The sequence below is a fragment of the Acinetobacter sp. genome, assembly GCF_041919735.1.
Lineage (GTDB): Bacteria > Pseudomonadota > Gammaproteobacteria > Pseudomonadales > Moraxellaceae > Acinetobacter.
Genome location: NZ_JAYRTF010000017.1, coordinates 48974 through 61492, shown reverse-complemented (window position 1 = coordinate 61492; position 12519 = coordinate 48974). Strand labels below are relative to the sequence as shown.

Here is a 12519-nt window from a genome sequence, read left to right as displayed (position 1 = left end):
ACGAATTCATTAAATAAAATGCAGAAAATACGGATATTTTGAAGCGGCATTTTGCCCATGGCTTCTAAAAATACGCGATGCCGCCTAAGCATAGCAAATTCTACGTGTGATGCCCGAAGAATGAAAGTGCCGCCGTCCATATCGCCTGACGCAGTATACAAAGGCGGCGCTTCAGCTTAATTCCATTGTTCGGCCAGATGCAGCAATGAGCTGATGGCTTGCGCGACCGCTTCCGCTTCAGCGGCATTGTCCAGCGCATCAATTAAATTTTCAGCCAGCTGCAGGCTTTCAATGCTGCGGATGGTGTCGTATTTGCGGTTGAGATCAGTCATGAGGTTGCCTCCAGCAGCTGTTTTCAATGCTGAAGAGCATAGAATAGATTTTTAAATTCATAAAACCGAATAATTTTATAAATTTAATCTAAAAATACGATTTAAATAAAAAGCCGATGCAAAAATGTGCATCTGCGGACTGGATTTGCATTCAGGGGCTTCATCAAATTCCACTTTTGAGCGGCCTGACAGCAGCGTCAGCAGATGCATCCGCCGGCTTAGTAGGCGTATTTCAGATCGGTATATTCAGTCAGGGATTTGGCAATATGCGCTTGAATGAATTCCTGCACATCCGCAGCCGTCATCGGTTCGCCTTGCTTGCTGATAATATGCTCAACCGCTGGCTGGCCGGATGGCGTAATTTTATAGACAAAATTTTTGGCGGCCTTGTACATGTCATTGTCTTTGACAATCGACAAGGTATAGCTGTATGCATGCTCAAAATTCAAATCAGTATGTGAAAACACAAATTGTTCAAACAGTTTGACGCTTTGGCCAGCGCTGAGCGCTTTCAGTTCGTCTGCAATGCTTGGGTCAAACTTCATGCCGTATTTTTCAGACAGCGGCTGACCGTCAATCAGCAGGGTGATCATGCCGTCTTCAGTTTCGGTCATGGTGATATTGCTTAATTCGGGCATGGTGTACTCAATGCAAAAAAATGAATGGGTGCTAGTATCCGCATATTGCATAGAATTTCAAGGCGGCTCGGGCTGACGGCCGGGCATAAAAAAGGAAGCGCGGGGCTCCCTTTTTCTGATATTGGCGGTGCTTCCGAGCGCCTTCAGTCTTGCGCGTCGATGCTTTGACCGTTCATGTGCAGGCTGTCATCGCCCATCAAATATAGATAGGCCGGCATGATTTGTTCCGGTGTCAGCAAGGTTTTTGGATCTTCATCCGGATAGGCCTTGGCGCGCATGGCAGTGCGGGTCGCGCCTGGGTTGATGCAGTTAAAGCGGATATTCGGATGCGCATTTTCTTTGGCGAACAGGGTGCTGACGGCTTCGATGGCGATTTTAGACACGGAGTAGGCGCCCCAGCGCTCGCGCGCTTCACGGCCCACGCCAGAGCTGGCGAAGACTACTGAAGCATGATCCGATTTTTGCAGCAGCGGCATCAGCTCCTGCGTTAAAATAAAGGGCGCGCGCAGATTCACCGCCATCACATCATCCCAAACATCGACAGGATAATGAGCAAGCTCAGTGCGTTCGCCTAAAATGCCGGCATTGTGCAGGATCCCGTCTAAACGGCCAAATTGGCGCTCTAGAGTATCCACCAGCAACTCATAATCACGAGGAGATGCGCTGGACAGCTGCAAGGGCAAAATTGCCGGCTGCGGTGCGCCTAAGCCTTCAATTTCATCATAAATGACTTCCAGCTTATTCAGGGTGCGTCCGTGCAGCACGACTGTTGCGCCATGCAGCGCATAGCTGATTGCCGCTGCCCGGCCAATCCCGTCGCCCGCACCTGTAATCAGGATAATGCGATCTTTCAGCAGATCTGGGCGAGGCTGATATTCTGAATATTTCATGTGAAGCCTCCTCGTTTTATTGTGCTTGTACGTTGATTTTTTTACTTCGGTTTTTAAGGTTTTCTGCGCTGCATTCAGGCCTGCTGCGGACGCAGTTCCGCTGCCGCATGCGGCGCAATCACCAGCTGGCGAACGGCATCATGCAATTGGGCAACCGTATTCACTATACAATCTGCGCGCCACGCTGTTAAGTCATCTTTGTACTGCAGCGGTAAATAGCCGTAAGCGGCCAAAACGGTATACATGTCCGCATTGCGTCCAGCATCAATATCGCGCGGATGGTCGCCGACATACATGCAGTCTTTCGGGTCCAGCTGAAGCGTTTTTGCCGCCAGATACATCGGCTCTGGGTCGGGCTTGGTTTTGCTGACATCTTCCGGGCAAACCAAAACTGCGCAGCGTTCAGTTAAATTGAGCGCCTGCAGCAGAGACTCGCTGAGCCAGCGCGGCTTATTGGTGACAATGCCCCACGGAATCTGATGGCTTTCCAGTTCTTCCAGCAGCGGATACATGCCCTCAAACAGGTCAGTATCCACAGCAATGTCCGCGCCGTACACATCTAAAAAGCGCTGGCGGTGCGCCAGAAAGACCGGATCTTCAACGTCAAGTTCTGGATACACCAGCTTGACCATGGCGCGCGCGCCTTCCGACACTTGAGTGCGGATCAGGCCGGCATCGACCACCGCGCAGCCCTTTTCGCGGCACATGCCCTGCAGAATGCGGATAAAATCCGCTGCTGTGTCAATCAGCGTGCCGTCTAAATCAAACAGAACTGCTTTCATCAGGCACCTTCATTGACGGTGTGGACCATGTAATTCACATCGACATTCGGCGCCAGCCAATAGCGCTTGGTTAAAGGGTTATAGTGCAGGCCGGTCATATCTTTAAGTTTAAGGTTGGCGCTGCGGATGTCATGCGCCAGCTCAGACGGCTTGATGAATTTATGATAGTCATGCGTGCCTTTGGCCAGCATGCGCAGTACATATTCTGCGCCGATAATGGCGAACAGATAGGCTTTCGGATTGCGGTTGATGGTCGAGAAGAACACATGGCCGCCCGGTTTCACCAGCTTCTGGCAGGCTTGAATGATGGACGCCGGATCCGGCACATGTTCCAGCATTTCCATGCAGGTCACCACGTCATATTGTCCAGCCTGTTCTTCAGCCAGCTGCTCCACAGGGACTTGGCGGTATTCGATATGCTGCACATTTTCCTGTTCGGCATGCAGGCGGGCCACATTTAAAGGCGCTTCGCCCATGTCAATGCCCAGCACGTCTGCGCCGCGGCGCGCCATGCTTTCCGCCAAAATGCCGCCGCCGCAGCCGACGTCCAGCACTTTTTTGCCGCTGATGCCGCCTGAGCGCTCATCAATCCAGTTCAGGCGCAAGGGGTTGATCATGTGCAGCGGGCGGAACTCAGAATGCTGATCCCACCAGATGGCAGCAAATGCTTCAAATTTGGCAATTTCTTGCGGGTCAACATTCAATTGAGACATTAGAGTCACCTCAAGCAAGTCGTTATATTTTAAAAAGTCTATGGGAAGCTAGTGTAGCGTTTATTCAGGAAAAAGCGATAAAAGCAGTAAAAAAGTTCACAGAATGAAAACGAAATTTCGCCGTTTTGATTTATAGTGTGGACATAAGCTAATCATAATGATTTAGAGGACTATAAGCTTAATGAAAAAATTCCTTTTCAGCAGTGCTGCAGCTGCTCTTTTTGCTTTTTCAGGCAGCGCCATGGCGGCGCAATTTACAGCAGGCAAAGACTATACAGTGCTTGCAACCCCTGTTGCTGTTGAAAAGCCGGGTAAAATTGAAGTCCGTGAGTTCTTCTGGTACGGCTGTCCGCATTGCTATAAAGTTGAGCCGTATATGCAGGCATGGCTGAAGCAAATACCGAAAGATGTGCGTTTTGTGCGTACGCCGGCGGCGATGAACCCGCTGTGGGAACAAGGCGCGCGCGCATATTATGTGTCTGAAGCTTTAGGCGTGCGTCAAAAAACGCATTTGACCCTGTTCCATGAAATTCACGCCAACGGCAAAAATATTCTGGATCAGGCTGCGTTTGCCAAGTTCTTTACCCAATTCGGCATTCCGGAAGCGAAATTCAACAGCACTTATAAGTCTTTCCCAATCACTTCTAAAATTGCCCAAGCGCAAGATTTGGCCAAGCGCTATCAGCTGACTGGCGTGCCGGCAGTGACAGTAAACGGCAAATATGTGATTCAAGGCGAAGATCAGAAAGTGACTGACGTCTTGAACTACCTGATTGAGCAGGAACGCAAAGCGAAATAAGCGTTTGAGCTTTCATCTGTATTTAAAAACCGCAGCCCTCTGCGGTTTTTATTTTTCAGCTTCAGAAGTTTGTGCAACGAGGGCTTCCGGCGCGCGTTCCCAGTTGAGAATGCCGCGGAACAGCAGCTGCATTTGAATGAAGGCCTGGCTTTTAAACTGCTCGCGCTGCTGCGCCTGCTGGCTGGCTTCACAGCGGCGGCGGATTTCAATCCAGCCCATGGCCCATTCCAGCGCCAAATGGATCAGCATCTGCGAGAGTATGCGCAGATCTTGGGACAGCTGCATTTGCTGCACAATTTCGGCACGGGCAAGGCCATTGGCGAGGTCATCAATCAAGAACTGAATTTCGCGGTCGATGGCTTGACGCAGAACCGCAGAACCGCCCCAGCGTTCCGAAACCAAGAAAATCCAAGGTTCCGGATAATGTTCAATGGCTTGGAAAAAGATGGCTAGGCTGACTTTGGTTTTGGCGTTCGGCTGGTACAGGTAGGCTTGGCCAAGCTGATGCAGCACGCCTTTTAAATGCAGCGCGACCTGATCCACCAGCTCCAGCCCCAGCTGCTCCATGTCCGCAAAGTGGCGGTAAAATGCGGCAGGCACCAAGCCGGCATGGCGGGTGATTTCACGCAGGCTGATGCTGCTGAAGGCCCGTCCAGAGGTATTTAAAATCAATGCGGCATCCAATAATGCCTGGCGGCTTTGCTGCTTGCGCTCATCACGTTTGGACATGCCGGTACTCGATCCTTGAAGGGCTTCAGTCTACCAAAAAACAAGCGCTGAAACGATGCGCGCTGCAGGCGCTTGGCGCGGCCAGGCATAAATCGGTAAATGACGCGCCTATCTTGCAGGCAGCATCTGCTATACTTAGGCGCAATTAATTTCTGTCAGAATAAGGATGCACTATGCGTATCGACCAGCGAGCGTTAGATCAACTGCGTGACGTTAAAATCACCCGCAATTACACGCGTTATGCGGAAGGTTCGGTATTGGTGGAATTTGGTCATACAAAGGTGCTGTGCACGGCCAGCATTGATAATTCAGTGCCGCGTTTTTTAAAAGGCCAAGGCCAAGGCTGGGTAACGGCTGAATACGGCATGCTGCCGCGTTCGACACATACCCGTTCTGACCGTGAAGCTGCCCGCGGCAAGCAAAGCGGCCGCACACAGGAAATTCAGCGCCTGATTGGCCGCAGCCTGCGCGCGATGGTCGATCTGAAAAAACTTGGTGAAAACACCATTACCATTGACTGCGATGTGATTCAAGCCGATGGCGGCACACGCACAGCATCGATTACTGGCGCTGCGGTGGCATTGATTGACGCCATGAATGTGCTGCTGGAAAAGAAAAAAATTAAGCATGATCCATTAAAAGGCCTAGTGGCTGCGGTGTCTGTCGGCATGTATAAAGACGAAGCGCTGCTGGATCTTTGCTATGAAGAAGATTCAAACTGCCAAACAGACTTAAACGTGGTGATGACGCAAGCGGGCGAATTCATTGAGTTGCAGGGCACAGCGGAAGACAAGCCGTTCAGCCGCGCGCAATGCAATGAAATGCTGGAGCTGGCTGAAAAAGGCATACAAGAACTCATCAAAAAGCAGCAAGAAGCATTAGGCTGGTAAAACTGCTGATTTTATTCAAGAAAAAGACGCACCTCCGGGTGCGTTTTTTGCTTTTCACCAGGCTGCAATAAAACCATCATCGGGCTGTCACCTCGCTGATTTATTTCTGTTGGCGCATTCAATATATAGGACAGATACAATGCGCGTTTTTTTGATGCTGCTCATGATGAGTTCAGCTGTTTTGCTGAGCGCCTGCAATGGCGATGATGATGTTTCAGGCGGTCAGCCGGCGCCTCCTCAGCCCGCGTGCAAAATGCATTGCGCCCCATAATAAAAACAGCAGGATAGAACAATGAACCGCCGCGACTTTTTAATTAATTCGACTAAAACTTTATTCGGCTCTGCCGCATTTGCCAGTTTTCCCCTCAGCATTCAAAAAGCCTTGGCGATTGATGCCAAAGTTGAAACGGGCACCCTGCAGGATGTCAAGCATGTGGTGATCCTGACGCAGGAAAACCGCTCTTTTGACAATTATTTCGGCATGCTGAAAGGGGTGCGCGGTTTTGGCGACCGCTTCGGCATTCCGCTGGCCGATGGACGCAAAGTCTGGCAGCAGTATGGCAAAAATGATCAGCTGTATTATCCCTACCATTTGGACAGCCGTTTGGGCAATGCGCAGCGTGTCAGCGGTACGCCGCACTCGTGGAAAGACGGGCAGGCGGCATGGGACTGCGGGCGCATGGGCAATTGGGTGGAGCATAAAAATCCGCAGTCGATGGGCTATTACAAAAAAGCCGAAGTTGAATTTCAGTATGCCTTGGCCGATGCCTTTACCTTATGCGATGCCTATCATTGCGCCATGCATGCGGGCACCAATCCCAACCGCAAATTTATCTGGACCGGCACTAATGGGCCAACCGGTTCAGGCGTAGCCAGTGTCGTGAATGAATTTGACGGCATAAGCAGTTCAGCCTCGGGCTATGACTGGACCACCTATCCGGAGCGTTTGCAGCAAGCGGGCGTCAGCTGGAAGGTGTATCAGAATATGCCGGACAATTTTACCGATAATCCGCTGGCAGGCTTTAAGCAATACCGCGCCGCCAATGAGCGTTCAGGCCAGCCGGTCAGCAACAGTGCGCCAGTTTGCCCTGCGTACGATGAAGCAGTGGACGTCAAAGAGCCGCTGTACAAAGGCATAGCCAATACCATGCCGAATGACGGCGGTTTGCTCGGCCAGTTCAAGCTGGATCTGGCTTCAGGAAAATTGCCGCAGGTCAGCTGGGTTGTGGCGCCGGCTGCGTATAGCGAGCATCCCGGACCATCCAGTCCGGTACAGGGCGCGTGGTATATTCAGGAGCTGCTGAATGCATTGACGGATCATCCTGAACTGTGGAGCCAAACGGTGCTGCTGGTGAATTTTGATGAAAATGACGGCTTCTTTGACCATATGCCGTCTCCTTCTGCGCCGTCACGCGAGATCAATGCCAGCGGTGAAGTGCAGAAAGTGCATGGCAAAACCACGCTGAGCGATGAACAGCTGTCTTATGAATATTTTGATCATCCGCCTGTGGCGGGTTCGACAGCGCAGCCGCGCCGTGAATTTGTCAATGGGAAAAACGCGAATTTCTGGCACGGTGTATACGGGCCGGGCGTGCGGGTGCCGATGTATGTGATTTCTCCGTGGAGCCGCGGCGGCTGGGTCAATTCACAAGTCTTTGACCATACTTCGATCATCCAGTTTTTAGAACAGCGCTTTGGCGTGAATGAACCGAATATCAGCCCTTACCGCCGCGCCGTCTGCGGTGATCTGCTGTCCGCATTTGATTTTAAAACCCCCAATACCAGCACGCTGCCCAGCTTGGACGGCAGCAAAAGCAAAGAGCAGGCCGATATCATCCGCAGCAATCAGGAAAAGCTGAGTCAAGTGCAGGTGCCGGCGCTGCAGGCCAAGCCGAAGCAGGAAACCGGCTTGCGCCCATCGCGCGCTTTGCCGTATATGCTGCATGCCAGTGCGAAAGTGGATGCAGGGGCCGGTACGGTAAAACTGCTGTTCTCCAATACGGGAGAGCAGGCTGGGGTATTTCATGTCTATGATCAGCTGGATTTGGCCGCCGTGCCGCGCCGCTATATGGTGGAAGCGGGCAAGCAGCTGGAAGATGATTGGGCGCTGCACAATGGCCAGTATGATTTATGGGTCTTGGGGCCGAATGGTTTTCACCGCGCATTCAAAGGTGACTTGAATGAAACAGCCCAGCTGCAGGCGCTGCCGGAAATCCGAGTGTGCATGGAAGAATGCGCGCCGCGGATTTTCTTGAAAGTCCGCCATGATGGGCAGCAGGGCGTTGACTTAACCGTAAAAGCCAATGCCTATTTAGACGGCAAAACTTGGCCGGTCAAAAGCGTAGCCAATGAAACTGATGTCGTGCTGGATATGGAAAGCGTGCATGGCTGGTATGATTTCACCGTGACGCTGAACAGCGGCAGCAGTTTTGAGCGCCGCTTCGCTGGGCGCATTGAAACCGGCAAGCACGGCTATTCAGATCCTTTTATGGGCGCTGAATAAACGGCATTTATGCCAAATAAAAAAGCGCCTCATGGGGCGCTTTTTTATGTCATCTGCTGGAGCTTGAAGCGCTCTGCGTCTGAGGCTTAGCCATTAAAACGCATGGACAAATCCACCGCTTTCACATCTTTGGTCAATACGCCCATTGAGATGTAATCGACGCCTGTCGTCGCCACTTCACGCAGGTTTTCAATCGTGATGTTGCCTGAAGCTTCCAGTTTGCAGCGCCCGGCCACATGCTGCACCGCATCAATCATTTGCTGCTGGCTGAAATTGTCCAGCATCACGATATCCGCTTTGGCTTCAAGCGCTTGATTCAGCTCATCCCACGTTTCCACTTCCACTTCGACGGGTTTGCCTGGCGCAATGCTGTGCGCCTTGGCAATGGCCTGCGCAATGCCGCCTGCCGCCATGATGTGGTTTTCTTTAATTAAAAAGGCGTCAAACAGGCCTAAACGGTGATTTTGGCCGCCGCCGACCGCCACAGCATATTTTTGCGCGATGCGCAGGCCTGGCAAGGTTTTACGGGTATCCAGCAGTTTGGTCTTCAGGCCATCCAGCTGCTGGACATAGGCTGCCGTTTTGGTCGCGACGGCCGATAAGGTCTGCACAAAGTTCAGGGCAGGGCGTTCCACGGTCAGCAGGCTGCGCGCAGAACCCGCCAATTTCAGAAAAGCTTCATTGGCCGCAACGCGGTCGCCGTCATTTTTCAGCCAAGTCACTTGCACTGAGGCATCATAGGCTTGAATCAAGGCGTTCACCCAAGGCTGCCCCGCCAGCACCATCTCTTCACGGCTGATGATGGTTGCCGTAGCCTGTTCATCTTCTGGGGTTAACAGGGCGGTGATGTCGCCATCACCGATGTCTTCCTGCAGCGCCTGCTGAATATTGATTTGAATGGATTGTTCCAGCAAAGATTGAGAGATGCTCATAAAGTTCCGTCTCTATTAACCCAAGAAATTTGCGCGCTATATTAGCACTGTTCCTGAAAAATGAGCGGTTTTTCATACAGCAAAAATGTTGAATTGAGATTTGCCAAGGAAAGTTTTAGCATGGAAGCCATCTTTCTGCTGGCCTCCAGCATTATTTTTGAAGCGTATCAGGATGGATTTATGTCCGCAACAACCAGCTTTCAGGTGCGTGACGGCGTACTGGCCGGCGCGCGCCAAGTGCCGTCACCGAACTATAATCTGCGCCCCGAACAGACGGAAATTCAGCTGCTGGTGGTGCATAACATCAGCCTGCCGCCCTCACAGTTTGGCGGCGGCTATATTGAAAAGTTCTTTCAGAATCAGCTGGATTGGTTGCAGCATCCATACTTTCAAACCATTGAAGGCATGCAGGTTTCTGCGCATCTGCTGATTTTGCGCAGCGGCGAAGTGCTGCAGTTTGTCAATTTTAAAGACCGCGCGTGGCATGCCGGGCGTTCCAGCTATCTGGGCCTGAAAGAATGCAATGACTACTCGATTGGCATTGAACTGGAAGGCAGCGATGATCTGCCTTTTGAGGCGGCGCAGTACGATGCGCTGAGCGCAGTCACAGCGTGCCTGCAGCAGGCGTATCCGAAAATTCAGCAGCATCTGGCTGGGCATTCTGACATTGCGCCCGGCCGCAAGACCGATCCAGGGCCATTTTTTGACTGGTCGAAGTTCCGGGCGCAGCTGCATCATTTTAAAAATAAATAAATAACAACATTCGGCGCAAATTATCCAATGAAAATTTGCGCCAAGTTTCATTACAATAGCGGCAATTTAAATAATAGGTGAAGATGATGGCGTTATGGCGATCGACCGTCATTGTCAGTGCAATGACCATGCTGTCCCGGGTATTGGGCCTGGTGCGGGATATTGTGCTGCTGAACGTATTTGGCGCGGGCAAAGATTTCGATACCTTTGTCGTGGCTTTCCGGATTCCGAACTTTTTCCGGCGGCTGTTTGCTGAAGGGGCATTTTCTCAGGCGTTTATCCCCGTCCTGACCGAATACAAGACCACCCGCACCCATGCTGAAGTGCAGATTCTGATCAGCCGGGTCTTCGGCTGCCTTGCCACCTTCATGAGCGCGCTGACCTTTGTGGCTATGGTGGCGGCGCCGGCGATTATTTATATCTATGCGCCGGGTTTCCATGATGATCCGGAAAAATTTGCGCTGGCTGCAGATATGTTCCGCCTGACCATTCCGTATTTGCTGTTCATGTCGCTGACCGCTTTTGCCAGCAGCGTTTTGAACAGCTACGGTTCATTTACCTCGCCGGCTTTTTCTCCGGTGCTGCTGAATGTCGCGATGATTGCCGGCGCAGTCTGGCTGACGCCGCATATGGCGGAACCGATTATGGCGTTGGGCTGGGCGGTGCTGATTGCCGGCATTTTGCAGCTGGCGATTCAGATTCCAGAACTGTGGAATAAAAAACTGCTGATTCCGCCGAAGGTCGACTTCAAGCATGAAGGCGTAGACCGCATCATGAAACTGATGCTGCCGGCGCTGTTCGGGGTTTCGGTCACACAGATCAACCTGCTGCTCAACACCATTTGGGCATCCTTCATGCAGGATGGCTCCGTGTCTTGGCTGTACAGCGCCGAGCGCATGACTGAACTGCCTTTGGGCCTGATTGGCGTGGCGATCGGCACGGTAATTCTGCCGTCGCTTTCTGCACGCCATGCTGAGCAGGATCAGGCCAAATTCCGCGGCATGATTGACTGGGCGGCCCGGGTGATTATTTTAGTCGGCATCCCGGCCAGCATTGCCTTATTTATGCTGTCGACGCCGATTATTCAGGCTCTGTTCCAGCGCGGTGAATTTACCCTGGAAGATACGCAAATGACCGCTTTGGCGCTGCAATGCATGAGCGCCGGCGTGATTTCGTTCATGCTGATTAAAGTGTTTGCGCCAGGCTTTTATGCGCAGCAGGATACCAAAACCCCTGTGCGCGTCGGCCTGATGGCGGTGGCGGCCAATGCCATTTTGAACGTGATCTTTATTGGCTTCTTCAAGCTGATTGACTGGCATGCGGAGCATATGGCGCTGGCGCTGGCTTCATCCGGTTCAGCTTTGGTAAATGCCGGCATGCTGTATTTCTATTTGCATAAGCGCAATATTTTCCGTTTTGGCGCGCATTGGAAAAAGCTGGCGCTGCAGTTTGCGCTGGCCAATGCCGCCATGATCGCTGCGCTGTGGTATGCGATGACATGGTACAACGGCGAGGTATCGCAATGGATCCGTGTGGCGGAAGTTGCCGGATTGTGCGTGGTGGGTGTGGCAGCCTACGGCATCGCTTTAATTGCAGCCGGTTTCAGGCCGCGCCATTTGCGCCCATAAGCCTCACGGCATTCCGCTAAACGTCAATAAGCGCCTTTCAAGGCGCTTATTTTTTGCTTGTGAGAAAAGCATGCTTAGGATTGACACTCGCAGCTGAACACATTGGCTGCAGAAGTACGTTATACTTTGCCGCGCGACAGGAAGCCTACGATTGCCAGAATCACGGCAATGACCAGCAGAATCACGGCGAAATCTTTAGACAGTCCTGCAACGCCGCCGAATCCGAGCAGGCTCGCAATGAGCGCGATGACTGCAAATATAATAGCCCAACGAAACATCGTACTTCTCCATGTGTTTTTATTCTGATCTTCAGTATAGTTTGGTTAAAATTTATACACTGTTATGCTTTTGTTGAGCGTTTTACACAGATTGTGATCAATGACCGCGAAAAGCATGCGCTGTGCAATAACGCGTTAAAATGTGAAAGAGCTGTTATAATTCAACCCAATATCTAGACTGAATCTCAGACCATGACGGATGCCCTTCGCCCGCAATTTTGGACACAGCATGCTTTAGCCGATCTGACGCATGCAGAGTGGGAAGCTTTATGCGACGGCTGCGGCAAATGCTGCCTGATTAAGCTGGAAGATGAAGACACGCTGGAAGTGGCCTATACCAAGGTGGCCTGCCAACTGCTGGACTGCCGGACAGGGCACTGTTCCAACTATGCGGAGCGCAAGCAGTTTGTGCCGGACTGCATTCAGCTGACGCCTGAAAAATTGCAGCGCATTCACTGGCTGCCATCGACCTGCGCTTACCGCCGGCTGGATGAGGGCAAGGCTTTGCCGGCATGGCATCATTTAGTGACGGGCAGCCGAGACAGCATTTTGAAAGCCCGGAAATCGGTCGCAGGCCGCTGCATCAGCGAAAAAAGCATTGATGCCGATGAGATTGATGAATATATCGTGCGCTGGGTGCGCTAGCGCCGGA

At 51.9% G+C, this 12519-nt stretch carries 14 protein-coding genes; 6 read left to right on the top strand and 8 right to left on the bottom strand.

Annotation, left to right across the window (positions count from 1 at the left end):
• Positions 1–176: 176 nt before the first annotated feature.
• The 5 genes from ACE3T3_RS11055 to ubiG all read right to left on the bottom strand — a co-directional run bounded on the left by ACE3T3_RS11055 (position 177) and on the right by ubiG (position 3355).
• Positions 177–332 (bottom strand): hypothetical protein, encoded by a 156-nt coding sequence (locus ACE3T3_RS11055; RefSeq protein WP_374666871.1) that lies wholly within the window; start codon positions 330–332, stop codon positions 177–179.
• Between the two features lie 218 nt (positions 333–550).
• Positions 551–970, bottom strand: a complete 420-nt coding sequence (locus tag ACE3T3_RS11050) for a hypothetical protein (RefSeq protein WP_374666868.1) — start codon at positions 968–970, stop codon at positions 551–553.
• Between the two features lie 143 nt (positions 971–1113).
• Entirely contained in the window at positions 1114–1860 is a 747-nt protein-coding gene (locus ACE3T3_RS11045) for a YciK family oxidoreductase (RefSeq protein ID WP_374666866.1), read from the bottom strand.
• Positions 1861–1934: 74 nt separating this feature from the next.
• Positions 1935–2645 (bottom strand): HAD family hydrolase, encoded by a 711-nt coding sequence (locus ACE3T3_RS11040; RefSeq protein ID WP_374666912.1) that lies wholly within the window; start codon positions 2643–2645, stop codon positions 1935–1937.
• On the bottom strand, positions 2642–3355 hold the full coding sequence (ubiG, locus tag ACE3T3_RS11035; RefSeq protein ID WP_374666864.1) for a bifunctional 2-polyprenyl-6-hydroxyphenol methylase/3-demethylubiquinol 3-O-methyltransferase UbiG: 714 nt from the start codon (positions 3353–3355) through the stop codon (positions 2642–2644). The genes ACE3T3_RS11040 and ubiG overlap by 4 nt, the downstream gene beginning before the upstream one ends.
• 181 nt (positions 3356–3536) lie before the next feature.
• On the opposite strand from ubiG, the gene ACE3T3_RS11030 reads away from it, so the two are divergent.
• Entirely contained in the window at positions 3537–4154 is a 618-nt protein-coding gene (locus tag ACE3T3_RS11030; protein WP_374666862.1) for a thiol:disulfide interchange protein DsbA/DsbL, read from the top strand.
• A 48-nt stretch (positions 4155–4202) separates the two neighbouring features.
• On the opposite strand, the gene ACE3T3_RS11025 is transcribed toward ACE3T3_RS11030, so the two are convergent.
• On the bottom strand, positions 4203–4883 hold the full coding sequence (locus tag ACE3T3_RS11025) for a TetR family transcriptional regulator (protein ID WP_374666860.1): 681 nt from the start codon (positions 4881–4883) through the stop codon (positions 4203–4205).
• A 173-nt stretch (positions 4884–5056) separates the two neighbouring features.
• On the opposite strand from ACE3T3_RS11025, the gene rph reads away from it, so the two are divergent.
• On the top strand, positions 5057–5773 hold the full coding sequence (gene rph / locus ACE3T3_RS11020; RefSeq protein ID WP_374666858.1) for a ribonuclease PH: 717 nt from the start codon (positions 5057–5059) through the stop codon (positions 5771–5773).
• A gap of 292 nt (positions 5774–6065) precedes the next feature.
• Complete coding sequence (locus tag ACE3T3_RS11015; RefSeq protein WP_374666856.1) at positions 6066–8276, top strand: phosphocholine-specific phospholipase C; 2211 nt, start codon at positions 6066–6068, stop codon at positions 8274–8276.
• An 86-nt stretch (positions 8277–8362) separates the two neighbouring features.
• Here the strand turns inward: ACE3T3_RS11015 and nadC are convergent, their stop codons facing one another.
• A complete protein-coding gene (nadC, locus tag ACE3T3_RS11010) occupies positions 8363–9208 on the bottom strand; it encodes a carboxylating nicotinate-nucleotide diphosphorylase (RefSeq protein WP_374666854.1) in 846 nt (281 codons plus the stop codon).
• Positions 9209–9388: 180 nt separating this feature from the next.
• Here nadC and ampD point away from each other — a divergent pair, with 180 nt between their 5' ends.
• Positions 9389–9961, top strand: a complete 573-nt coding sequence (ampD, locus tag ACE3T3_RS11005; protein WP_374666910.1) for a 1,6-anhydro-N-acetylmuramyl-L-alanine amidase AmpD — start codon at positions 9389–9391, stop codon at positions 9959–9961.
• A 77-nt stretch (positions 9962–10038) separates the two neighbouring features.
• Positions 10039–11589, top strand: a complete 1551-nt coding sequence (gene murJ / locus ACE3T3_RS11000) for a murein biosynthesis integral membrane protein MurJ (RefSeq protein WP_374666852.1) — start codon at positions 10039–10041, stop codon at positions 11587–11589.
• A 119-nt stretch (positions 11590–11708) separates the two neighbouring features.
• Here the strand turns inward: murJ and ACE3T3_RS10995 are convergent, their stop codons facing one another.
• A complete protein-coding gene (locus ACE3T3_RS10995) occupies positions 11709–11867 on the bottom strand; it encodes a DUF1328 domain-containing protein (RefSeq protein ID WP_005006601.1) in 159 nt (52 codons plus the stop codon).
• Between the two features lie 192 nt (positions 11868–12059).
• On the opposite strand from ACE3T3_RS10995, the gene ACE3T3_RS10990 reads away from it, so the two are divergent.
• Positions 12060–12512, top strand: coding sequence for a YcgN family cysteine cluster protein (locus tag ACE3T3_RS10990; protein WP_374666849.1), 453 nt, complete (start codon positions 12060–12062; stop codon positions 12510–12512).
• The last annotated feature ends 7 nt before the right edge of the window (positions 12513–12519 follow it).